Genomic DNA, 23,330 nt, shown 5'->3' on the forward strand with positions numbered 1-23,330 from the left:
GCAGAGAAGGGAGTAGCAGTCATGCCCAACACACAGGCCTCCATTCTTGACGTCCGGGATAATGGGGTAGAGGGTACCGTTGAGAACGGCCAGAACAAGACCCCGATTCTTGAGGTGCGTGACCTCGAGGTGGAGTTCGCCGTCGACGACGGCAAGATAAAGGTGCTCGACGGGGTCAGCTTCCAGGTCGCTTCGGGCCAAACCCTGGGGATCGTCGGCGAGTCCGGCTGCGGCAAGAGCGTCACCTCGCTCGCCATCATGGGTCTGCTGCCCAAGCCCCACGGCCAGGTGGTGGCGGGCTCCATCCGCTTTCAGGGGGAGGAGCTGCTCACGCTGGCGCCGGATCAGATGTACAAGGTGCGCGGCAACCGCATCTCGATGATCTTCCAGGAGCCGATGACAGCGCTCAACCCGGTGCAGACGGTCGGGGATCAGCTGATGGAGGTGTTTCACCTCCATCGCCCTGACTACCGCAAGGCCCAGCGCAAGGAGGCCGCCATCGCCATGTTGCAGAAGGTGGGGATCCCGGAGCCCGCCCAGCGTTTTGCCGTCTACCCCCACAATCTCTCCGGTGGCATGCGTCAGCGGGTGATGATCGCCATGGCGCTGGCCTGCGAGCCTTCCCTGCTTATCTGCGATGAACCGACCACGGCGCTCGATGTCACCATCCAGGCCCAGATCCTGGAGCTGATGAAGGAGTTGCAGGCCCAGACCGGCATGGCCATCATCTTCATCACCCACGATCTCGGGGTGGTAGCGGAGCTGTGCGACGAGGTGGTGGTGATGTATGCGGGCCGGGCGGTGGAACAGGCGGACGTGTTCGAGCTGTTTGACCAGCCACGCCACCCCTATACTCATGGCCTGATGGCCTCGATCCCCCGTCTCGAAGATGCCCCCAAGAGCCTGCTCAAAACCATCAGGGGTCAGGTGCCCGCCCTTGACGAGATGCCGGCCGGCTGTCGTTTCTCCAATCGCTGCCCCCACGCCACCGAGATCTGCGTGAGGGCCATTCCGGCCACCGAGCAGCTCGCCGAGCGGCACGGGGTGGCCTGCCACCACTGGAGGGAGCTAGCCGTATGAAGACGCTTTTATCGGTGCGCGACGTGAAGCAGCACTTCCAGCTGGGCGGCGGCTTGTTGCGCAAGAAGTACCACGTCTACGCGGTGGACGGCATCAGCTTCGATCTCAAGCAGGGGGAGACGCTGGGGCTGGTGGGCGAGTCCGGCTGTGGCAAGTCCACCCTGGGACGCACCCTGCTCAAGCTGTTCGAGCCGAGCGCCGGCACCATCACCTTCGAAGGGCGGGATATCACTCACCTCTCCCCCAGGGAGATGCGATCCCTGCGCCAGGAGATGCAGATGGTGTTTCAGGACCCCGCAGAATCCCTCAACAGCCGCCACACGGTGGGCCAAATCCTGGAAGAGCCCTTCATCATCCACGGCAAGGGCAACACCACCGAGCGCCGCGAGTGGGTGCTGGAGCTGCTGGAGAAAGTCGGTTTGCCAGGCAGCGCAATGGATCGCTACCCCCACGAATTTTCCGGCGGCCAGCGCCAGCGCATCGGCATCGCCCGAGCCATCGCGCTCAAGCCCAAGCTGCTGGTGTGTGACGAGGCGGTGTCGGCCCTCGATGTGTCGGTGCAGTCCCAAATCGTCAACCTGCTGCTCACTTTGCAGCAGGAGATGAACCTCGCCATCATCTTCATCGCCCACGACCTGTCGGTGGTGAAACACATCTCGGATCGGGTCGCCGTCATGTATCTGGGCAGGATCGTCGAACTGGCGGAGGCGCAGTCACTCTATCTGGCGCCGCGCCACCCCTATACCCGGGCGCTCATCTCGGCCATTCCGGTGCCGGATCCCCGTCGGCGCAGCCAGCGCATCCTGCTGACCGGCGACGTGCCCTCGCCCATCTCGCCCCCGAGCGGCTGCCACTTCCACCAGCGCTGCCCTTATGCCAGCGAGCTGTGCAGGAGCACGGCGCCGAAACTGGCATTGTGCGGTGACAGCGCCCACCAGGTGGCCTGCCACACGCCACTCTCCGCCAGCGGCGATCCCTCGCTGGATCAGGCCAGCTGACGCTGGCAAGGCAGAAACGAACGAGGCGGCCCTGTGGCCGCCTCGTTTCATGACTGATGCCATCCCCAATCAGGCGATCTGGTAGCGCCCCGGCTTGTGGTTGAGTGTCAACACAAGATTACAGATAACGGCCGCGACGATGGAGAGCGCCAGGATCCAGGGTTGCACCACGAAGAAGGAGGTCACGACGATGGCGCAATCCAGCCCCATCTGTAGCTTGCCGGCCCGGATGCCGAAGCGATCCTGAACAAACAGCGCCAGTATGTTGAAGCCGCCCAGGCTCGACTTGTGGCGAAACATGATGAGCAGCCCCATGCCGATCAGGGTACCACCGATGAGCGCCGCATAGAGGGGCTCTATCTTGCCGATCTGCAGCACGCCGTTGAGGTGATCGGTCATGAAGGAGACCGCCGCCACCGAGGCGAAGGTGTTGAGGGTAAAACGCGGCCCCATACGCAGCCATGCCAGGGCGTAGAAAGGGAGGTTGATGCAGAAGAACAGCAGACCGAAGCTGACGCCGGTCACCTGTTGCAGCAGCAGCGCCAGCCCGGCGGTACCGCCGGTGAGCAGGCCAACCTGATGGAACAGAAAGATGCCGAGGGAGACGAAGCCCGCCGCGGTCAGCAGAGCCAGCACATCCTCATAGACGGGATGCGCGTTGCGAATCGAGGTGTTGTCCATAACCTGTGTATCCAAGCGAAGTAATGTAAAGAGTGTCTGTCGCCGGCTGACCGGCTGCGAGCCTTGTTGGCAAGGCTTCGTTATGGGCGACAGTGTCCGGCTTCAGTGACCCGGATCACAAGACGCGGCCTAAACGCACCAAAATGGTGTTCGTCAGCACAGCGTTACAATCCTTGCACCAAAACAAGACAAAGCAGTGGTAAGTCCAAACTGAATCGAGCCTGAAAAAACCGACTAAACTCACTGCCCAAAAAAACGGATCCCTCTAGAATGGATGGCTTGTCACTGCCTGCATCGAGGAGCAAAGCGCAGATGAGAGTCGTCGTATTCGGGATTGGTTATGTGGGACTGGTTCAGGCCGCCGTGCTCGCCGAGATGGGCCATCAGGTCACCTGTGTGGATGTGGACGACAGCAAGGTCGCACGTCTCAAGGAGGGGATCATCCCCATCTTCGAACCCGGACTGGCGCCCATGGTGCAGGCCAACCATCAGGCTGGCCGCCTGCACTTCACCACGGACGTGGCCGAAGGGGTGGCCTTTGCCGAGCTCATCTTCATCGCGGTCGGCACCCCGCCTGACGAAGATGGTTCTGCCGATCTTCAGCACGTGCTGGCGGTGGCCGGCACCATAGGCCGTCTGATGCAGGCGGGCAAGGTGGTGATCAACAAAAGCACGGTGCCGGTCGGCACGGCCGCCAGGGTGCGCCAGCATATCGACGGCATCCTCAAGGAGCGGGGTGTTGCTCTGCCCATCGAGGTGGTCTCCAACCCCGAGTTTCTCAAGGAGGGGGCGGCGGTGGCCGACTGCCTGCGTCCGGATCGCATCATCATAGGCACCGACTCGGATCACGCCATGTCCCTGCTGGAGGAGCTCTACGCCCCCTTCAACCGCAACCATGATCGCATCATCCAGATGGATGCCCGCAGCGCCGAGCTCACCAAGTACGCCGCCAACGCCATGCTGGCCACCAAGATCTCCTTCATGAACGAGATGGCCGGGCTGGCGGAGCGCCTCGGTGCCGACATCGAGGAGGTGCGCAAGGGGATCGGCGCCGACCCGCGCATCGGCTACCACTTCATCTACCCCGGTTGCGGCTACGGCGGATCCTGCTTCCCCAAGGATGTGAAAGCGCTGATCCATACCGCCAGCGAAAGTGGCTGCGACGTGCCCCTGCTGCGCTCGGTGGAGAAGGTCAATGACAGGCAGAAACACAAACTCATCGAGCGCCTGCTTAAGCACTTCGGCCACGACCTGACGGGGCACACTTTCGCCCTGTGGGGGCTGGCCTTCAAACCCAATACCGATGACATGCGCGAAGCGCCGAGCCGGGTGTTGATGGAGGCCATCTGGGCCGCCGGCGGCAAGGTGCAGGCGTTTGACCCCGAGGCGATGAAAGAGGCCCAACACCTCTACGGCCTGCGCGACGATCTGACCCTGTGCGGCACCCAGGAGGCGGCTCTCAAGGGCGCCGATGCCCTGCTCATCTGCACCGAATGGCAGCAGTTCCGTGCCCCCGATTTCGAGCTTATCAAGCGCACACTGAAACAACCCGTCATCCTCGATGGCCGCAACCTCTATGATCCGGCCCGCCTGCACCAGCGTGGCTTCACCTATTACGCCATTGGCCGTGGCGACAGCCTGGAAAAAACGCACGCGCTGGAGAAAGCACAATGAAGTACCTGGTCACCGGCGCCGCCGGCTTTATCGGTTTTCATGTGGCGCAAAGGCTCTGTCACGAAGGGCATCAGGTCGTCGGCCTCGACAATCTCAATGACTACTACGAGGTGAGCCTGAAAGAGGCGCGGCTGGCGCAGCTCCTGCCGCTGCCCGGTTTTCGCTTCGAGCGCGGCGATCTCGCGGACAGGCAAGCCATTGCGGCCCTGTTTGCCCGGGAGCAGTTCGATCGGGTGATCCATCTGGGGGCCCAGGCCGGAGTACGTTACTCGCTGGACAACCCCTTCGCCTATGCCGACAGCAATCTCAACGGGACCCTCACCATCCTCGAGGGGTGCCGCCATCATGGGGTCGGGCACCTGGTCTATGCCTCCTCCAGCTCGGTTTACGGCCTCAACGAGCAGATGCCGTTCAAGACCTCGGACGGGGTGGATCACCCCGTCTCCCTCTATGCGGCGAGCAAGAAGGCCAATGAGCTGATGGCCCACTCCTACTCCCACCTCTACGGTTTACCGACCACAGGGCTGCGTTTCTTCACCGTTTACGGCCCCTGGGGGCGCCCCGACATGGCCCCGTTCAAGTTCGTGCGCGCCATCCTGAACGATGAACCCATCGACATCTACAACCAGGGCCAGCTCAGCCGGGACTTCACCTATATCGACGACATCGTCGAGGGGGTAATACGCATCGCGGATCGCCCACCGGTGGCGAACCCCGCCTGGCATGGGCAGACAGAGTCGAGCTCGGCCCCCTATAGGCTGTTCAACATCGGCAACGGCAGCCCGGTGCGTCTGGTCGACTTCGTGGAGGCCATCGAAACGGCCCTCGGCAAGCAGGCCATCCGCAACCTCTGCCCCATGCAGCCCGGGGATGTACTCGCCACCTGGGCCGATACCGAGGCGCTGTTCGAAGCGACCGGCTACCGGCCGAAAGTGGGGCTGACGCAAGGGGTCACCCGTTTCGTCGAGTGGTACAAAGAGTACTACGGGGTCTGAGCAAGCCGCTGTTTGGCCTGACAACGAAAAAGGGGCTGCCAATGGCAGCCCCTCTTGTTTAGTTCAGGTTCCCCTCCTTGGGGCCTGGTACATAGCTAAATGGTTCTATCTCTGGCCTGAGCCCCTGACAGGCGGGCTTGATGGCCTCGGCATTGGTCAGCAGCCAGTCAGTGCGGTGACGATTGCCGAGATTCTCCATGCGCGCGGGGTCAAAACAGCGCTCCAGCAGATCGGCCGCCCCCAGCACCCAGCGTCCTGGCGCGGCAGCCACCCAGGCCGCCGCCTCGCGGGCCTGCGCATCATCCGGCATCTGGTAGCTGTAGTGTCGCAGCGGCTGGCGGGTAAACAGCAGGTGCTGCTCCTTGAAACCGGTCAGCAGCAACTCGTTGCCCGCCGGTACCCGCTCCGCTGCCAGCGCCATCACGGTTTGCGGCGTGCGCATGTCGTTGAGGCGCGTACAGATCCAGGTGGAGTAGATGAGCCAGCCACAGGCAAGGGTGGCCAGAATGGCGGTAAGCGGTGCCCGGCGCAGCAAGGCGTTGACGAGCAACAACACGACCCCCATCACCAGCAGGGGGAGCCAGGGGGCCGGCCCCAGTTCGCTCACCCGGCTGGCCAGCTTGGCACTGAACTCCAGCGCAACCGCCCCACCGAGGCAGACGATGCCCAGCAACCAGCCAAGCCCTGACAGCAGGCGGCCTGGCCAGCGCCTGGCCAGCAGGGCGGCGATGAAGGGGGCGCTCAACAGTGCCAAAGCCGGCGTGCCAGGCGTCACATAGACGCCGCGCTTGCCGGGCGAAACCGAGAAGAAGATCACCACCAGCACCAAGTAACCGAGCAGCAATATGATGCGTTTGTCCCCCCCCTGGATGGCTCTGCGCCACTCCACCACCAGCCAGGGCAGCAGCAGGGTGAGCGGCAGCCAGAACGGCGGGATCACCGAGGTGAGGTAGTACCAGAAGGGTTTGACGTGATGCCAGGAGTTGGCATAGCGGGTCACCGTCTGGCGCAGCAGTATGTTGTCCCGATACGCCTGCAGTATGGGGTCGCCGCTCTGGGCCACGGCAATCAGCATGGGCACCAGCCACAGGCCGATGGCCAGCAACATGCACAGCGGCCCCGCCAGTCCCTTGAGCCAGTCACTGCGGGATGCCGTGCGAATTTTATCCCAATGGGTCCAGATCGCCGGGATCAGCACCAGCAGTGCCAACAGACCCACCCCCTTGGTGATGATGCCAAGGCCGGCGGCAAACCAGCCGAGCCAGTACCATCGCCAGCCCCCGTTACACAACAGGAAACGAATGAAGCTGTAGAGGCCCAGGGTGATGAAGAAGGTGACCAGCGCATCGATCTGGGCCGTCTTGGCCTGCAGGGTGAACTGGACGGTAAAGAGCAGCAGCAAGCCGGCCAGAAAACCGACCTGGGGCGTCCACAGTCGGCGGCCCAGATCCCATATCAGCACCAGGGTCAGCAGACCCGCCAGCAATGAGGGCAGCAGAAAGGCCACCTTGATGGAACCGGTCAGCAGATAGGCGATGGCGATCCCCCACATGAACATGGGAGGCTTGTCCGGATAAATCTCGCCGCCGCGCATCGGGAACAGCCACTGGCCGCTCTCCACCATCTCCTTGGCCACCAGGGCGAAGCGGGGTTCGTCGGCCGGCCAGGGATCGCGCAGCCCGAGTCCTGTGCCAAGCACGACCAGGGCTATCAGCAGCAGCCAGCCAAGGGAGCTCTGATTGAGCAGGGTTCGATCATTTACCATGGCGGATCTCGCTGTCATGGATGAGTTTGTCCCGCTTCCAGCCGCGATGCTGAATATCCAGATAGAGGCTGTAGAGGGCGGTAAAGGTGGGGAAGAGATTTTGCAGTACGCCGACGGAGTCCTGCTTGGGGGAGAAGAGGAAGTAGCTCAGCGTCATCAGGCTGCCGAGCACACTCATGTACCAGAACAGGCGGGGGATCACAGGCCGACCGGCCCGCCTGGAGGCAATGAATTGCACCAGCCAGCGCCCCCCGAACATGAGCGCCCCCGTGTAGCCGATGAGCTTCCAGCCGGTCACATGCAGGCCGGTCCAGTCGAGCCAGTGCAGGGGAAGCGAGAGCAGGGCGTCCATCAATCGAGCATCTCCCTTACCTCGACGACCTTGGAGCGCCGCTGCAGCCACCAGACGCCGACCACGTCCACCAGCCCGACCCAGAGGCGATTCCAGACTCCGTATTTGGAGACCCCCGCCTGTCTGGGCCTGTGATTGACCGGCCAGGGGGACATGCGACCGCCCTGCGCCTGGATCAGGGCCGGAATATAGCGGTGCATATGGTTGAAGCCGGGTAGACGCAGATACCAGTCGCGCCGCACCACCTTGAGTCCACAGCCGGTATCCGGGATACCGTCGCGCAGCAAGAGGTCGCGAAAGCCGTTGGCCAGTTTGGAAGAGATCCGCTTCACCCAGTCATCACGGCGATTGACGCGATGGCCGATGAGCCCCACCTCCTTCCGGTCTGCTGCAAAACGGCGCTTGGCCTCTTCCAGCATGGCGGGAATGTCGGCGGGATCATTCTGGCCATCCCCATCGAGCACCACCAGCCACTCGCCACGGCCATGACGCACGCCACTGAGCACCGCCATGCTCTGGCCGACGGCCCGCTCGTGACGCACCACCCGCAACCGGGGAAAACGCGTCTTCAACTCGCACAGGATGGCGTAGCTGTCGTCTTCACTCCCGTCATCCACGTAGACCAATTCGTAATCGTACTTCCCGCCAAGCGCGGCATCGATTTCGCCGATAAGGGGAGCCAGATTGTCCCGTTCATCTTTGGCTGGCACGACGACTGATATATCGATTGAATAACCCATATGAGCTTCCCGACTATAGAGAGACGCAATCAGTCCGCTTGATCGCATCATGAAAAAATGGGGATGGTAATTATCCTAAATAAATACAGTATGTTACGTTAATGTGAAGCCAGTCTATCATCCAAGAATTGATTCATGCATCAACTAACGTAGACAAAACCATCCGTCATACCCCGGGGACAAACTCTCTGTGTCTGCTCATGTCGGCAGGAAGGGGGTTGGCTTCCTGACATAAAGTTCCATACCGTTTTCATCTCTAACGGGCGAACACATAACCACATATTCCATCATCTGGCTGGCAACCTTCCTGTGTAGAACCTATATCTTCCGAATACGAAGAATATGAGGAACTCGTCATGCAGAGATTCGGCACCTGGGGGTGGAGTCTCCTGCTCTTGTTGATCACGGCATCGGCCCAAGCCGAATCATTTCGCCAGGCGCCCAAGGCGATGAGTGCCATCCGCCAGGGCGCAGCCATCGAGCGCAGCAACCCGAGACAAGCCATTGCCTACTATTGCAATGCCGCCAGACTGGGCAATCCGGAGGCCTATTTTCGCATCGGCCGCCTGCTGGCCCGCGGGCCACAAGGTATCCGCAGTGCCCGGCAAGCCAACGCCTATCTCGCCATGGCCATGCGCCTTGGCAACCAGCAAGCCGCTCGTTATTACAACACTCGTGTAGGCAATGCCCCCCTGGGCAACTGCGGTGTGGGCAGCGGCCCTGCCGGTGTTCCCTGGGTACAGCCCGCCACCCCCTTCGATCAGGACAAATATCTGGCCCGACAATCTGCGAGCAAGCAGAAACTGGCCAACATGGTCCGCCAGGCCGCCGAGCGCCATCAGGTCGATCCCAAGCTAGCCTTGGCCATCGCCATCGCCGAATCCAACCTCGACCGCTTTGCCGTCTCGCCCAAACAGGCGCAAGGGGTCATGCAACTCATCCCCGCGACCCAGCAGCGTTTCGGTGTCACCCGCCCGTTCGATGCGGAACAAAACATCCGCGGTGCCATGGTGTACCTGAAATGGCTGGAGAAACAGTTTGGCCCGGACTGGATCAGGATCAGTGCGGCCTACAATGCCGGCGAGAAGGCGGTGGCCCGCTACGGCGGCATCCCCCCCTATCAGGAGACCCAGGATTACGTGCAGCGGGTGCTCTACTATTCAGGGCACAAGCAAACGGCTGAAACCAAGCCATCCCTACGCTGACAAGGGGTTGGCAACACATCAAAAAACCAGCCCAGTCCCACCCTATCGTCACTAACTTAAGGAAAAATTAAGACGAATTTTCCGAGGATTTTGCCGGTCACAGCCCCATTCGCCCCTCCCCTCTATCTCATCTCGCCCACCCCTTCTTGACGGAGGATGAGCAACCGGCCGCTCGCTTTGCCCCCCCTTGTTCGTTGGTTTACAATCGACGGGTTTTTTGGAACCCGGTTGGCCTGTGCCGACCTGGCCCCACCACGACCTCAGCCTGTTGATGAAAAACATTAACTCGCTGAAAAAGAAGAGAATTAGCCAATGGCTCAATTTATTTACACCATGAACCGGGTCGGCAAGGTAGTGCCGCCCAAGCGTCATATCCTCAAGAACATCTCCCTGAGTTTCTTCCCGGGCGCCAAGATCGGCGTCTTGGGTCTAAATGGCGCCGGTAAATCCACCCTGCTGCGCATCATGGCCGGGCTGGATACCGAGATCGAAGGGGAAGCCCGCCCGCAGCCCGGCATCAAGATCGGCTACCTGCCCCAGGAACCGAAGCTGGAGCCGGAGCAGACCGTGCGCGAAGCGGTGGAAGAGGCCGTCGGCGAAGTGAAACGCGCCATGGCCCGCCTCGACGAGGTCTATGCGGCCTACGCCGATCCGGACGCGGATTTTGACAAGCTGGCCCGCGAGCAGGGCGAACTGGAAGCCATCATCCAGGCCCAGGGCGGCCACAACCTGGAAAACCAGCTGGAGCGTGCGGCCGATGCCCTGCGTCTGCCGGCATGGGATGCCCAGATCAAGCACCTCTCCGGTGGTGAGCGCCGCCGCGTGGCCCTGTGCCGCCTGCTGCTGGAAAAGCCGGACATGCTGCTGCTGGACGAACCGACCAACCACCTGGACGCCGAGTCCGTGGCCTGGCTGGAGCGCTTCCTGCACGACTACGAGGGTACCGTCGTCGCCATCACTCACGACCGTTACTTCCTCGACAACGTGGCTGGCTGGATCCTGGAGCTGGACCGCGGCGAGGGTATTCCGTGGGAAGGCAACTACTCCTCCTGGCTGGAGCAGAAAGATGCCCGTCTGGCCCAGGAAGCCAGCGCCGAAGCGGCCCGTCGCAAGTCCATCGAGAAGGAACTGGAGTGGGTTCGCCAAAATCCGAAGGGTCGCCAGGCCAAATCCAAGGCCCGTATGGCTCGCTTCGAGGAGCTCAACACCAACGACTACCAGAAGCGCAACGAGACCAACGAGCTGTTCATTCCGCCCGGACCGCGCCTCGGCGACAAGGTGGTGGAAGTGGCCAACCTGCGCAAATCCTACGGTGATCGGGTACTGATCGACGATCTGTCGTTTGCCATTCCCAAGGGGGCCATCGTCGGCATCATCGGTCCAAACGGGGCCGGCAAGTCGACCCTGTTCCGCATGATGTCGGGCCAGGAGCAGCCGGATTCCGGCTCCATCACCCTGGGCGATACCGTGGTACTGGCCTCGGTCGATCAGTTCCGTGACAGCATGGATGACAAGAAGACGGTGTTCGAAGAGGTCGCCGACGGTCAGGATATCCTGCGCATCGGTAGCTACGAGTTCCCGAGCCGCGCCTACATCGGCCGCTTCAACTTCAAGGGCGCCGATCAGCAGAAGCGCGTCGGCGAGCTCTCCGGTGGTGAACGCGGTCGTCTGCACCTGGCCAAGCTGTTGCAGACCGGCGGCAACGTGCTGCTGCTCGATGAACCGACCAACGATCTGGACATCGAAACCCTGCGCGCCCTCGAGAACGCCCTGCTGGAGTTCCCGGGTTGTGCCATGGTCATCTCCCACGACCGCTGGTTCCTCGACCGGATCGCCACCCACATCCTGGACTACCAGGACGAGGGCAAGATCGAATTCTTCGAGGGCAACTTCACCGAATACGAAGAGTGGAAGAAGAAGACCTACGGCGCCGAGGCCATCCAGCCGCACCGTGCGAAATACAAGCGTATCGCCAAGTAAACCGGCAAATGCGACAAGGGGAGCCTCGGCTCCCCTTTCTTGTGCCTTATGGCTTACAATCCAGAACGAACGACCTTGCATGGATTTTGCGAAATGACGACCCAGCCCACCACAGAGAAGAAGCTCACCATTCAGATCCGGGTCGAACCCGGCTGCCTCGGGCCGGATGGCAAGGCGCACATCGAAACCTTCTGTGCCGCCGCCGCCAAGATCTTCGAGGCCGTAGAGCCCGAACTGGTGAGCTGGGTACTGCTTCCCCGTTATGACAAGCAGTTGCCAGAACAGGAGTTCTTCATCGCCGGTCGCAAGCTGAGCGAGGAGCAGGCCAGCCTGTTTCTGCGCCGTTTCGATCGGGAGCTGGGGGAAGTGCAGGAGCGGCTCGACTCCGTGCTTGCTCAACTGGTGGAACGCTACTTCAAGACTCTCTGAACCTCGGTTTTGACAAAGAAAGGTTCTCTATCGAGGACCTTTTTTATTGCTCAAATAGCAAACGTTTGAATTTTTACTCTATTCATTGATCCGCCTCGCAGATCCGGGGTTTGTAAACGCCCCCGCCTGTGTAAAAATGTGCGCGCTGTCACGGTATCAAGTCGAGTCTGGTCATTTAGCCACCATCTGCTGGGGGCATTTACCCCGCATGAATGGGTCCACCGGCTCCCTTGCTGCTTATTTCACGTCACCTATTGGAATTCACATGAACCAACCACACAACGCCACAGGGCAGGCGACCAATCAGATCGCCGGGCAAGGATTGCTTGAGCGCCTGTTTGCCCTGCAAGGCCATGGCACCACAGCCCGCACCGAGGTCATCGCCGGGATCACCACCTTCCTGACCATGGTCTATATCGTGTTCGTCAACCCGCAGATCCTCTCCGCGGCCGGCATGGACACCCAGGCGGTGTTCGTTACCACCTGCCTTATCGCCGGTATCGGCAGCATCCTGATGGGCCTGCTGGCCAACCTGCCCATCGCCCTGGCTCCCGCCATGGGACTCAACGCCTTCTTCGCCTTCGTGGTAGTAGCCGGCATGGGTTACTCCTGGCAGGTCGGTATGGGTACCATCTTCTGGGGCGCCATGGGTCTATTGATCCTCACCCTGCTGCGGGTGCGCTACTGGCTTATTGCCAACATTCCGCTCACCCTGCGGGTCGGCATCACCGCCGGTATCGGCCTTCTGATCGCCCTGCTCGGCCTGCACAACGCAGGGATCGTGGTCGCCAGCCCCGCCACCATGGTGACTGTGGGCAACCTCACCTCCCTGCCCTGCCTGCTGGGGCTGCTGGGTTTCTTCCTCATCTGCATCTTCTCCGCCCGCGGCGTGCACTCCGCCGTGCTGATCGCCATCGTGGTCACCACCACCCTGGGTTGGCTGTTTGGCGACGTGACCTTCAAGGGTTTCATCGCCATGCCCCCCAGCATTGATCCCGTGTTCGGCCAGCTCGATCTGATGGGCTCACTGGATATCGGTCTGGCTGGCGTCATCTTCTCTTTCATGCTCGTCAACCTATTTGACTCCTCCGGCACCCTGATTGGTGTCACCAACCGCGCCAAGCTGGCCGATGACAAGGGTCACTTCCCGCGTATGAAGCAGGCTCTGATGGTCGATAGCGTGAGCTCGGTCGGCGGCGCCTTTATGGGCACCTCCTCCGTAACGGCGTATATCGAGAGCAGCTCCGGCGTCGCGGTCGGTGGCCGTACCGGCCTGACCGCCATCGTAGCCGGCATCCTGTTCCTGCTGGCTATCTTCTTCTCCCCCATCGCCGCCATGGTGCCGGCTTATGCCGCCGCCGGTGCCCTTATCTATGTGGGCGTGCTGATGTGCTCCGAGCTGACCCGGGTGAAGTGGGAAGACCTGACCGAAGCGGTCCCGGCCTTCATGACCGCCGTCATGATGCCGTTCAGTTTCTCCATCACCGAAGGGATCGCCGTGGGCTTTATCTCCTACTGCGTGATGAAGGCGGGCACCGGCCGCTGGCGCGAGATCAACCCCTGCGTGCTGGTGGTCGCCCTGCTGTTTGTGCTCAAGTTCGTCTGGGTCGACAGCCACTGATAACGACCGAACCGGTTAACCAAATGGGCTCCCGACAGGGAGCCCATTTTTATTACCACCGCACAGCCACTCATGGAGACGCTGTGCCGTCGGCGCAAAGTTGTTAACATGGTTGCTCCATACGGAACATGCTCACCATCCAGCAAGGAGCCAGGATGCATCACTCATCCCCCCGATCCACCTTCGAAGTCAGCGACGACAAGGGACGCCTCGACGTCCCCTTGATCCACCGTTTTTTGTCAGAAGAGGCTTACTGGAGCCCCGGCATTCCGCTGACCACTGTGCTGCGCGCCATCAATCACTCCCTCTGTTTTGGTGGCTACCTCGGCGGCCAGCAGGTGGCCTTCGCCCGGGTCATCACCGACAAGGCCACCTTCGGCTATCTCTCCGATGTGTTCGTGCTGCCCGAGCATCGCGGTCAGGGCTACAGCAAGGCGCTGGTAGCGGCCGTCCTCGCCCACCCCGAGCTGCAGGGGCTGCGGCGTCTGAGCCTGTCGACCCGGGATGCCCACGGCCTCTATGGCAGTTTTGGCTTCGTGCCCGCCAGTGCACCAGCCAGCCTGATGGAGATCTACGACCCCGAGATCTACCTGCGTACCTGAATCTCGGGCTCCCTCTGCTGGCGGCTGATTATTTTCGCCGGATCATGCTTCTCGCCCCTGCGCTGTGACGTGGGGGCGCGACAGTGCTAGATTGGCAGCCAGCGTTTTCACCCAGCAGCTTCGTCAACCACAAGGATGGCAACCGTGGCCCAGCACTCTCCCTCTTTCTCCGCTCTTTCCCCCTTGCTACAAGCGCAGGCCCAGCGCCAATGGCAGCGACTGCTCGAACTGGCGCCAGACTACGGCGACCTGCCCGAGGCAACCCGGCAGGTCCTGCTCACCCTGCTCGGTCTCTCCGATTTTGTCGCCGATTCGCTGATCAAACAACCCGAGCTGCTGGCGCAGATCTTCGCCTCGGGAGAGCTGGAGCAGACCGAGCGCTGGCCGGCCTACCAGCGCGATCTGACTGCTCTGCTGGCTGAAGTCGTTGACGAGGAGGCGCTCAAGCGCACCCTGCGTCAGTTCCGCCGCAGTCGCATGCTGGTCATCGCCTGGCGCGAACTGCTGGGGCATGCCGAGGTTGAAGAGAGCTTTATCCACCTCACCAAACTGGCCGACGCCCTGATCTGTGCAGCCCGTGACTGGCTCTACGCCAAGCAGTGCAGCGAGCTGGGCACCCCGATGGACGGGGATGGCAACCCGCAGCCGCTGCTGATCCTCGGCATGGGCAAACTGGGGGGCGGCGAGCTCAACTTCAGCTCCGACATTGACCTTATCTTCACTTTCCCCGAGAACGGCTACACGGTCGGCGGGCGGCGGGAGCTCGCCAACCAGCAGTTCTTTATCAAGCTGGGCCAGCGCATCATCAACGCCCTGCATCAACCGACCCAGGATGGCCAGGTGTTCCGGGTCGACATGCGGCTGCGCCCCTTTGGCGACGCCGGGCCGCTCGCCATCTCCTTTGCCGCCATGGAGGATTACTACCAGCACCACGGCCGCAACTGGGAGCGCTACGCCATGGTCAAAGCGCGGGTACTGGGACCCCAGTGCGAACATGCGGTCGATCTCGCCGAGATGCTGCGCCCCTTCGTGTTTCGCCGCTATATCGACTTTGGCGTCATAGACGGCCTGCGTCAGATGAAGGCGATGATCGCCGCCGAGGTCCGCCGCAAGGGGCTTGAGGGCAACATCAAGCTGGGGGCCGGCGGCATTCGCGAAGTGGAGTTTATCGCCCAGGCGCTGCAGCTTATTCGCGGCGGTCGTGAACCTGCGCTGCGGGTGCGCCATCTGCCGGAAGCGCTGGCCGCCATTGCCCGGTGCGGCGCCCTCGAAGCCGACCACTGCGACCGCCTGCTGGAGGCCTATCGTTTCCTGCGCCGGGTCGAGAACATATTGCAGGAGATCGGCGATCAGCAGACCCAGACCCTGCCCACCGAAGAGCGGGATCGCCAGCGGCTCGTCGCCGCTCTCGACTTTACCGACTGGGGCGCCTTCATGGCTCATCTGGACGAGGAGATGGCCGCCGTCCATCAGCAGTTTGCCGCCGTGGTGGGGGAAGAGAAAGAGGCACCCGCCCATCTGGAGCAGCTCTGGCTCGATCTCTGGCGCACCGAGCTCGACGCAGCCGAGCTGGAGAAACTGCTGACCGCACAGGGCGTGGCCGAGCCCGCCCCCCTCTGCACCGCTCTACTGCGCTTCAAGGAGGAGTACAAGCGCCGGCAGGTGGGGCCGCAGGGGCGCATCGCGCTGGACTGGCTGATGCCGGAGCTGCTGCGGCTGGTGGTGGCCAGTGAGCAACCCGCCCGCCTGTTCGAGCGGGTGTGCGAGCTGTTGACCCGCATCTTCACCCGCAGCGCCTATCTGCAACTGCTGGCGGAAAATCCGGGCGCCCTGCGCCAGCTGGTGCGGCTGTGCGACGCCAGCCATCTGGTGAGCGAGCAGCTGGCCCGCTACCCGATTTTGCTGGACGAGCTGCTGGATCCCCAGCACCTCTATCACCCCACCCCGCTCGATCAGTACAAGCCCCAGTTGCGCCAGTTCCTGCTGCGTATCCCCGAAGAGGACGTGGAGCAGCAGATGGAGGCGCTGCGCCAGTTCAAGCAGGTGCAGCTGCTGCGTATCGTGGCGGCCGACATCGCCGGCGCCCTGCCGCTGATGAAGGTGAGTGACCACCTCACCTGGCTGGCGGAGGCGATCACCGAGGAAGTGGTCAATCAGGCCTGGGCCCAGATGAGCGAGCGCTACGGGGTGCCACCCGAGGTGGCGGTGAGCGGCCAGCGCGGCTTTGCTGTGGTGGCCTACGGCAAGCTGGGCGGTATCGAACTCGGCTACGGTTCGGATCTCGATCTGGTGTTCCTGCACGGCGGTGACCCCAACGGCTACACCGACGGGCGCAAGCCCATCGACAGCCGCCAGTTCTACCTGCGTCTGGCCCAGCGGATCCTGCACCTGTTTAGCACTCGCACCCCTTCCGGCATCCTGTATGAGATCGACATGCGGCTGCGCCCCTCCGGCGACTCCGGGCTACTGGTTTCGTCACTCTCCGCCTATGAGCAGTACCAGCAAAACGAGGCCTGGACTTGGGAGCATCAAGCGCTGGTGCGCGCCCGCCCCATCTATGGCGATGAGGCGGTGATCGCCGAATTTGCCCGCATCCGCCGCACCGTGCTGGCCAGGGAGCGGGATCTGCCGACCCTGGCCCGCGAGGTGCGCGAGATGCGCCAGAAGATGCGGGACCACCTGCTCAAGGCCGGTGCTGGCGAGTTCGATCTCAAGCAATCCCCCGGCGGCATGGTGGACATCGAGTTTATCGCCCAGTATCTGGTGCTGGCCCACGCCTGTGGCGAGCCCGAGGCGCTCACTCGCTGGTCCGATAACGTGCGCATCTTCGACGAGTGTGTGATGGTGGGAGTTCTGCCCCTGGAGCAAGCCGAGGAACTAAAACAGGCCTATCTGGAGATCCGCAACCTCGGCCATCGCCTCAACCTCTCGGAGGTCTCCCGCAAGGTGAGCGACGATAGGCTGCAGAGTGAACGCAGCCATGTGCTGGCAGTCTGGCAACAGCTGCTCAGTGAAAAAGAATAAGAAAGGATCATCGGTCTCGAGGCTAGCCCACGACTCTTCCCAACTTGCATATAGTAAAAGAGCCCGCACAATGCGGGCTCTTTGTATTAGAGGGACGAGAAGTGACGGGTTATTTGAACAACCCTTTGAGCAGTTGATCGGCCACTCCCTTAACCCCTTCGTTGTCGGCCTTGTCACCCAGCAGCTTCTTGAGGCCGCGCTCGGCTTCCTTGCGTGCCTTCTCCTCGAGGATCTTGTTGTTGCTGAGCAGCGCCTTCACGTCCAGCCGATAGGTCGGTGCCTGCCACTGGCCACCGATGCGCACCGGTATGGTGATGTCCTTCAGCTCATCGACTCCCTTGCCGCCCTGCCCCTTGCTGCTCTCGACGATGGAGGTCAGGAACAGGAAGTCGAGTGTCTCGGGCACCAGTGCCGTTTGCCCCTGGCCATGAACCCGTAGTGCGGGGGCAAATAGCTGGATATCGTCGCTGCGCGCCACCCCGTTTGCCAGTTGGAAGCTGGCTGTCAGGGCACTGAAGTCGGTCTTGCGTACCTCTTTGACCTGATCCGTCCCCTTGCCGGTCAAGGTAGCCCGCGCCTCGCGGATCATCTCTGCCAGGTTGATGCCATGCAGGGCCCCATCGTGCAACGCCAGGGTTATCTTGCCCTGCATCCGACTGCGTAGTGCCTGCTCTGACAGGCCTTGTCCCTGCACCTGCACATCGAGATCGCCCCGCCCTTCCAGCAAGTCATTCTGCGCTAGGGTCTGCAATAGCGAGTGCACATTTACTCCCTGCACCCGTTTGCTCACCTGGTAACGGGCTGGCTGCTGACGCGCATCGAGCACGCCACTCGCCGTCACCTTGCCGCCAGCTACGCCGGCGCTGAACTGCTTGAGGGTAAGCTGACCGTTCGCCAGCGCCAACTGCATATCGAGCTGGCTCAGATCCAGCCCTCTCACCCGCAAGCTGCCCAGCTGCAACCGTCCAATGGCATCGATTGCCTTGAGGGCATCCAGATTAGGTTCAACTGCCGAAAGAGCGCGAGTCACCTTGGTTGGTTCTGCCGCCTTGTTGCCGGCACTCGCCGGTGTGGTAGGAGCCGGCGCCGCAGCGCTTGCCGATGTGCCAAGCCAGCTGTCGAGATCTAGCTTCTCCCCCTTGAGATCGAATTCCACTTTGGGCACAGCCCCAAGCTGCACCGCACCTTCGCCAGTCAGCAGGGTATCATCGGCACTCATCACCAGCTTGCTCAGGGTGACTTTCTTAGCCTCCAGTTCGGCACGGGCAAACCCGGCCAGCTTGAGGTTCATCTGTGGGTGCGGCAACGTATTGCCATTCAATGTGGCACTGAGCACCACATCGGAGACCTCAGCCAGTTTAAGATCCTGGTCAACCCTGGCCTTGAGCGTTCCCTCGAGCGAACCGGCCAGCGCCGGTTGCTCGCCTTCTCCCTGGGCACCTTGCAGGCTCAGAGCAAGGCTGCTCCACTCCCCCAGCGCCAGGCGATCGGCCTTCAGGGTGAAGTTATCCAGCTGCCGGGAGGGCTGCTTGAGCGATCCGCCCACAACCACCCCTTTCAATTCGCTGGCCAACGCATTTTGTGCCAGCTTGACCTCCCCCTGTCCCTTCAGATCAAAGGCCAGCTGGCCTTGAGCCCCTTTGGCGGCGAAGGTGACCGGCACCCACTGACCCATGGCCAGCTGGCCGAGATCGAGATCGAGCCTGTCGAGGCGAGAAACAATACCGTTGCGATCGTCCTGCACCAGGGCACTGGCCTGTTCAAGTACCACCCCTTTCAGCTTGATCTGCCAAGGCTTGCTCTCTGCTGGCGCCCCCTGAGGTTCACGGGCCGGCGCCTTGGCATCTTCCGCCGTTGCAGGCTCGGCAGATGACTTGTCCGAGAGCAGGCCGCTCAGGTTGGAACTGCCATCCGCTTTCGTCTGGATAAACAGATGGGCACCAGCCAGCGTCACCTCGCCTATCTCCAACCGATGGGAAAGCAGCGGCAACAGGGCAACTGATGCACTCCCCTGCTCGAAGCGGATCAGATCAGGCTCGGCAAAGCCTGCCGGATTGCGCAGAGCCACTTTTTCGAGTGACAGGCCAAGACTCGGCCAGAAGCGCCAGTCGATATTCCCCGCCATCACCAACTCACGACCAGTGACCTTTCTTACCTGCTCCGTCAGCTGGGGTTTGAACTGGTTGGGATCGATCAGGCTGATCAGCGCAGTAATCGCGATCACTGCGGCCAGCACCAACCCCAACAGGATGTAGATGATCTTCTTCACGACAAACTCCTTGAATACGGATCTTGAGTGAGACTATATCACCCGAAACCCCGCAGATGGGGACAGTCTCCCAAAACAGCCAAATCAGGGGACAGGGATAGTCGCACCCGACACAAGCAATTCTTTCAGAGCCTGAATGATGAAGAGGGTTGCTGCATCAACAGGGTAATGGCGGTGCGAGTCGAGGCGAATGCAAAGCGGGAAGGGGTAAGTGCGCCGAGCTTCACCCATTGGCAATCGGCCACGTCGTCCGCAGCACGAAGATCGGGCTTCTCGGTCAGATTGATGGCAAATGCGGTATCGCAGGTGTGGTAGGTGATGCCGTCATAGGGATAGGTATTGGCAAACGAGCCCAGATAACGAACGGGGCAAGCTGAAACATCCAGGCCCAGCTCCTCCTGCAACTCGCGAACGAGGGCGGCTTCCAGCGACTCGCCGGGATCGACAAATCCGCCCGGCAGATCCAGCAGCCCCTTGCCAGGGTTGCGAGCCCTCACTGCAACCAGCACTTCATCTTGCCAACAAAGGGCTACCATCACGGCCGCAGCCACATTCTGAAAGAAGTGGAAGCCACATTCACAACGGAACTCCTTGTTGCTCTTGGCAAGCAGGGTCTCTTTACCGCATTTGGGGCAAAACATGGAACGTCTCCATTTGGATAAAACCCTATTGTACGCTCCAGATAGGGCTGTATGAACAACATGGCAAGGTTCAGGTGGAGAGGGGGGAAAGAAGGGAATTACAGAGGTTAGAACTGGCCAAAATACAAACAAAACGCCAAATTTCAGGCAATAAAAAACCCCGCTCGATGAGCGGGGTTTCGTGTTGGGTGCCTGGCAGTGTCCTACTCTCGCATGGCGAATGCCACACTACCATCGGCGCTACCGCGTTTCACTTCTGAGTTCGGCATGGGTTCAGGTGGTTCCACGGCGCTATGGCCGCCAGGCAAATTCTTCATCGATTTGTCCGGAACAAATCGAAACCGCCGTAGGCGGGCCCGAAGGGTGAGGTTCAGGACGAACCGAATAATCTTGGAAAGCTGACGTGAATAACGACCTAGCTAGTTTGCTTTGTCATTATCACTGAATTTATAAGTAGTTCATGCACTTGCTACAAGGCCAGAAACACTTCTTGGGTGTTGTATGGTTAAGCCTCACGGGTAATTAGTATGGGTTAGCTCAACACGTCGCCGCGCTTACACACCCCACCTATCAACGTTGTGGTCTCCAACGGCCCTTTAGGACCCTCAAGGGGTCAGGGATGACTCATCTCAGGGCTCGCTTCCCGCTTAGATGCTTTCAGCGGTTATCGATTCCGAACTTAGCTACCGGGCAGTGCCACTGGCGTGACAACCCGAACACCAGAGGTTCGTTCACTCCGGTCCTCTCGTACTAGGAGCAACTCCCTTCAATCATCCAACGCCCACGGCAGATAGGGACCGAACTGTCTCACGACGTTCTGAACCCAGCTCGCGTACCACTTTAAATGGCGAACAGCCATACCCTTGGGACCGACTTCAGCCCCAGGATGTGATGAGCCGACATCGAGGTGCCAAACACCGCCGTCGATATGAACTCTTGGGCGGTATCAGCCTGTTATCCCCGGAGTACCTTTTATCCGTTGAGCGATGGCCCTTCCATTCAGAACCACCGGATCACTATGACCTACTTTCGTACCTGCTCGACCTGTCCGTCTCGCAGTTAAGCTGGCTTATGCCATTGCACTAACCTCCTGATGTCCGACCAGGATTAGCCAACCTTCGTGCTCCTCCGTTACTCTTTGGGAGGAGACCGCCCCAGTCAAACTACCCACCAGGCACTGTCCGCGACCCCGATTCAGGGGCCTGCGTTAGAACATCAAACATACAAGGGTGGTATTTCAAGGACGGCTCCAGCGCAACTGGCGTCACGCCTTCAAAGCCTCCCACCTATCCTACACATGTAGGTTCAATGTTCAGTGCCAAGCTGTAGTAAAGGTTCACGGGGTCTTTCCGTCTAGCCGCGGGTACACCGCATCTTCACGGCGAATTCGATTTCACTGAGTCTCGGGTGGAGACAGCATGGCCATGGTTACACCATTCGTGCAGGTCGGAACTTACCCGACAAGGAATTTCGCTACCTTAGGACCGTTATAGTTACGGCCGCCGTTTACCGGGGCTTCGATCAAGAGCTTCGCTTGCGCTAACCCCATCAATTAACCTTCCGGCACCGGGCAGGTGTCACACCCTATACGTCCACTTTCGTGTTTGCAGAGTGCTGTGTTTTTGATAAACAGTCCCAGCCATCTGGTCACTGCGACTCCCGTCAGCTCCATCCGCAAGGGACTTCACCAACAAGAGCGTACCTTCTCCCGAAGTTACGGTACTATTTTGCCTAGTTCCTTCACCCGAGTTCTCTCAAGCGCCTTGGTATTCTCTACCCGACCACCTGTGTCGGTTTGGGGTACGATGACTTGTAATCTGAAGCTTAGAGGCTTTTCCTGGAAGCAGGGCATCAATGGCTTCCGCACCGTAGTGCGTTCGTCTCGTGTCTCAGCGTTGCACCTCCGGATTTACCTAAAGGTACCGCCTACGCACTTTCACCAGGACAACCGTCGCCTGGCCCACCTAGCCTTCTCCGTCCCCCCATCGCAATTACAAGTCGTGCAGGAATATTAACCTGCTTCCCATCGACTACGCCTTTCGGCCTCGCCTTAGGGGTCGACTCACCCTGCCCCGATTAACGTTGGACAGGAACCCTTGGTCTTCCGGCGAGGAGGCTTTTCACCCCCTTTATCGTTACTTACGTCAGCATTCGCACTTCTGATATCTCCAGCATGCCTCTCGACACACCTTCGCAGACTTACAGAACGCTCCCCTACCACTCACGCTTAGCGTGAATCCGCGGCTTCGGTGCCTGGTTTGAGCCCCGTTACATCTTCCGCGCAGGCCGACTCGACTAGTGAGCTATTACGCTTTCTTTAAATGATGGCTGCTTCTAAGCCAACATCCTAGCTGTCTGAGCCTTCCCACATCGTTTCCCACTTAACCAGAACTTTGGGACCTTAGCCGGCGGTCTGGGTTGTTTCCCTCTTCACGACGGACGTTAGCACCCGCCGTGTGTCTCCCGGATATTACTTACTGGTATTCGGAGTTTGCATGGGGTTGGTAAGTCGGGATGACCCCCTAGCCCAAACAGTGCTCTACCCCCAGTAGTATTCGTCCGAGGCGCTACCTAAATAGATTTCGGGGAGAACCAGCTATCTCCGAGTTTGATTGGCCTTTCACCCCCAGCCACAGGTCATCCCCTAACTTTGCAACGTTAGTGGGTTCGGTCCTCCAGTTGATGTTACTCAACCTTCAACCTGCCCATGGCTAGATCACCCGGTTTCGGGTCTACACCTTGCAACTAGACGCCCAGTTAAGACTCGGTTTCCCTACGGCTCCCCTATACGGTTAACCTCGCTACAAAATGTAAGTCGCTGACCCATTATACAAAAGGTACGCAGTCACCCCGAAGGGCTCCCACTGCTTGTACGTACACGGTTTCAGGTTCTATTTCACTCCCCTCACAGGGGTTCTTTTCGCCTTTCCCTCACGGTACTGGTTCACTATCGGTCAGTCAGGAGTATTTAGCCTTGGAGGATGGTCCCCCCATATTCAGACAGGATGTCACGTGTCCCGCCCTACTCGATTTCACATCAAGGTTGTTTTCGTGTACGGGGCTATCACCCTGTATCGCCGGCCTTTCCAGGACCGTTCCACTAACTTCCAAGATGCTTAAGGGCTAATCCCCGTTCGCTCGCCGCTACTGAGGGAATCTCGGTTGATTTCTTTTCCTCGGGGTACTTAGATGTTTCAGTTCTCCCGGTTCGCCTCTGTTACCTATGTATTCAGTAACAGATACCCGAGTTATCTCGGGTGGGTTTCCCCATTCG

The 23,330-nt window shown here is 60.5% G+C and carries 16 protein-coding genes and 2 rRNA genes (1 of these 18 running past the window's edge); 10 read left to right on the forward strand and 8 right to left on the reverse strand.

Features of this window, described 5'->3' with window-relative positions:
- Positions 1–21 precede the first annotated feature (21 nt).
- Both MRK42_RS17115 and MRK42_RS17120 read left to right on the forward strand, forming a co-directional pair.
- Positions 22–1,080, forward strand: coding sequence for an ABC transporter ATP-binding protein (locus MRK42_RS17115; RefSeq protein ID WP_354688356.1), 1,059 nt, complete (start codon positions 22–24; stop codon positions 1,078–1,080).
- Positions 1,077–2,078, forward strand: a complete 1,002-nt coding sequence (locus tag MRK42_RS17120; RefSeq protein WP_354688357.1) for a dipeptide ABC transporter ATP-binding protein — start codon at positions 1,077–1,079, stop codon at positions 2,076–2,078. Before MRK42_RS17115 ends, MRK42_RS17120 begins: the two co-directional genes overlap by 4 nt.
- Before the next feature lie 69 nt (positions 2,079–2,147).
- On the opposite strand, the gene MRK42_RS17125 is transcribed toward MRK42_RS17120, so the two are convergent.
- Complete coding sequence (locus tag MRK42_RS17125; protein ID WP_026456648.1) at positions 2,148–2,759, reverse strand: YitT family protein; 612 nt, start codon at positions 2,757–2,759, stop codon at positions 2,148–2,150.
- Between the two features lie 312 nt (positions 2,760–3,071).
- On the opposite strand from MRK42_RS17125, the gene MRK42_RS17130 reads away from it, so the two are divergent.
- Complete coding sequence (locus tag MRK42_RS17130; protein WP_354688358.1) at positions 3,072–4,433, forward strand: UDP-glucose/GDP-mannose dehydrogenase family protein; 1,362 nt, start codon at positions 3,072–3,074, stop codon at positions 4,431–4,433.
- On the forward strand, positions 4,430–5,428 hold the full coding sequence (locus MRK42_RS17135; protein ID WP_354688359.1) for an NAD-dependent epimerase: 999 nt from the start codon (positions 4,430–4,432) through the stop codon (positions 5,426–5,428). The genes MRK42_RS17130 and MRK42_RS17135 overlap by 4 nt, the downstream gene beginning before the upstream one ends.
- 58 nt (positions 5,429–5,486) lie before the next feature.
- On the opposite strand, the gene MRK42_RS17140 is transcribed toward MRK42_RS17135, so the two are convergent.
- From MRK42_RS17140 to MRK42_RS17150, 3 genes are read right to left on the reverse strand one after another with little or no spacing between them, the layout of a single operon-like run.
- Positions 5,487–7,193: a glycosyltransferase family 39 protein gene (locus MRK42_RS17140; protein ID WP_354688360.1), complete on the reverse strand. Its 1,707-nt coding sequence runs from the start codon at positions 7,191–7,193 to the stop codon at positions 5,487–5,489.
- Positions 7,183–7,545 (reverse strand): lipid-A-disaccharide synthase N-terminal domain-containing protein, encoded by a 363-nt coding sequence (locus MRK42_RS17145; RefSeq protein ID WP_042028163.1) that lies wholly within the window; start codon positions 7,543–7,545, stop codon positions 7,183–7,185. Before MRK42_RS17145 ends, MRK42_RS17140 begins: the two co-directional genes overlap by 11 nt.
- A complete protein-coding gene (locus MRK42_RS17150) occupies positions 7,545–8,285 on the reverse strand; it encodes a glycosyltransferase family 2 protein (RefSeq protein ID WP_354688361.1) in 741 nt (246 codons plus the stop codon). The genes MRK42_RS17145 and MRK42_RS17150 overlap by 1 nt, the downstream gene beginning before the upstream one ends.
- A gap of 356 nt (positions 8,286–8,641) precedes the next feature.
- Here MRK42_RS17150 and MRK42_RS17155 point away from each other — a divergent pair, with 356 nt between their 5' ends.
- The 6 genes from MRK42_RS17155 (at position 8,642) to glnE (ending at position 17,146) form a co-directional block, all read left to right on the forward strand.
- Entirely contained in the window at positions 8,642–9,490 is an 849-nt protein-coding gene (locus MRK42_RS17155) for a lytic transglycosylase domain-containing protein (RefSeq protein ID WP_042028164.1), read from the forward strand.
- A 312-nt stretch (positions 9,491–9,802) separates the two neighbouring features.
- Complete coding sequence (gene ettA / locus MRK42_RS17160) at positions 9,803–11,470, forward strand: energy-dependent translational throttle protein EttA (RefSeq protein WP_354688362.1); 1,668 nt, start codon at positions 9,803–9,805, stop codon at positions 11,468–11,470.
- A 93-nt stretch (positions 11,471–11,563) separates the two neighbouring features.
- Positions 11,564–11,899, forward strand: coding sequence for a hypothetical protein (locus MRK42_RS17165; protein WP_026456972.1), 336 nt, complete (start codon positions 11,564–11,566; stop codon positions 11,897–11,899).
- Between the two features lie 265 nt (positions 11,900–12,164).
- Positions 12,165–13,520 carry an NCS2 family permease gene (locus MRK42_RS17170; protein ID WP_216993786.1) on the forward strand — a complete coding sequence of 452 codons (1,356 nt, stop codon included), beginning with the start codon at positions 12,165–12,167 and terminating at the stop codon, positions 13,518–13,520.
- Between the two features lie 155 nt (positions 13,521–13,675).
- On the forward strand, positions 13,676–14,122 hold the full coding sequence (locus tag MRK42_RS17175) for a GNAT family N-acetyltransferase (RefSeq protein ID WP_216993785.1): 447 nt from the start codon (positions 13,676–13,678) through the stop codon (positions 14,120–14,122).
- A 144-nt stretch (positions 14,123–14,266) separates the two neighbouring features.
- Complete coding sequence (gene glnE / locus MRK42_RS17180; RefSeq protein ID WP_354688363.1) at positions 14,267–17,146, forward strand: bifunctional [glutamate--ammonia ligase]-adenylyl-L-tyrosine phosphorylase/[glutamate--ammonia-ligase] adenylyltransferase; 2,880 nt, start codon at positions 14,267–14,269, stop codon at positions 17,144–17,146.
- A gap of 109 nt (positions 17,147–17,255) precedes the next feature.
- On the opposite strand, the gene MRK42_RS17185 is transcribed toward glnE, so the two are convergent.
- The 4 genes from MRK42_RS17185 to MRK42_RS17200 form a co-directional block, all read right to left on the reverse strand.
- Complete coding sequence (locus MRK42_RS17185) at positions 17,256–19,415, reverse strand: AsmA family protein (RefSeq protein ID WP_354688364.1); 2,160 nt, start codon at positions 19,413–19,415, stop codon at positions 17,256–17,258.
- A 125-nt stretch (positions 19,416–19,540) separates the two neighbouring features.
- Positions 19,541–20,056, reverse strand: coding sequence for an NUDIX domain-containing protein (locus tag MRK42_RS17190; protein ID WP_354688365.1), 516 nt, complete (start codon positions 20,054–20,056; stop codon positions 19,541–19,543).
- A 190-nt stretch (positions 20,057–20,246) separates the two neighbouring features.
- Positions 20,247–20,361: ribosomal RNA gene (rrf, locus tag MRK42_RS17195) — 5S ribosomal RNA — on the reverse strand.
- A gap of 196 nt (positions 20,362–20,557) precedes the next feature.
- Positions 20,558–23,330 (reverse strand): 23S ribosomal RNA (locus MRK42_RS17200) (it continues 116 nt past the right edge of the window).

It is taken from the genome of Aeromonas sp. 19NY04SH05-1, assembly GCF_040581895.1.
GTDB classification, from domain to species: Bacteria; Pseudomonadota; Gammaproteobacteria; order Enterobacterales; family Aeromonadaceae; genus Aeromonas; species Aeromonas enteropelogenes.

Coding starts and splice junctions, on each gene's coding strand:
- MRK42_RS17115 (WP_354688356.1), top strand. CDS start 22: ATGCCCAACACACAGGCCTCCATTCTTGACGTCCGGGATAATGGGGTA.
- MRK42_RS17120 (WP_354688357.1), top strand. CDS start 1,077: ATGAAGACGCTTTTATCGGTGCGCGACGTGAAGCAGCACTTCCAGCTG.
- MRK42_RS17125 (WP_026456648.1), bottom strand. CDS start 2,759: ATGGACAACACCTCGATTCGCAACGCGCATCCCGTCTATGAGGATGTG.
- MRK42_RS17130 (WP_354688358.1), top strand. CDS start 3,072: ATGAGAGTCGTCGTATTCGGGATTGGTTATGTGGGACTGGTTCAGGCC.
- MRK42_RS17135 (WP_354688359.1), top strand. CDS start 4,430: ATGAAGTACCTGGTCACCGGCGCCGCCGGCTTTATCGGTTTTCATGTG.
- MRK42_RS17140 (WP_354688360.1), bottom strand. CDS start 7,193: ATGGTAAATGATCGAACCCTGCTCAATCAGAGCTCCCTTGGCTGGCTG.
- MRK42_RS17145 (WP_042028163.1), bottom strand. CDS start 7,545: ATGGACGCCCTGCTCTCGCTTCCCCTGCACTGGCTCGACTGGACCGGC.
- MRK42_RS17150 (WP_354688361.1), bottom strand. CDS start 8,285: ATGGGTTATTCAATCGATATATCAGTCGTCGTGCCAGCCAAAGATGAA.
- MRK42_RS17155 (WP_042028164.1), top strand. CDS start 8,642: ATGCAGAGATTCGGCACCTGGGGGTGGAGTCTCCTGCTCTTGTTGATC.
- ettA (WP_354688362.1), top strand. CDS start 9,803: ATGGCTCAATTTATTTACACCATGAACCGGGTCGGCAAGGTAGTGCCG.
- MRK42_RS17165 (WP_026456972.1), top strand. CDS start 11,564: ATGACGACCCAGCCCACCACAGAGAAGAAGCTCACCATTCAGATCCGG.
- MRK42_RS17170 (WP_216993786.1), top strand. CDS start 12,165: ATGAACCAACCACACAACGCCACAGGGCAGGCGACCAATCAGATCGCC.
- MRK42_RS17175 (WP_216993785.1), top strand. CDS start 13,676: ATGCATCACTCATCCCCCCGATCCACCTTCGAAGTCAGCGACGACAAG.
- MRK42_RS17190 (WP_354688365.1), bottom strand. CDS start 20,056: ATGTTTTGCCCCAAATGCGGTAAAGAGACCCTGCTTGCCAAGAGCAAC.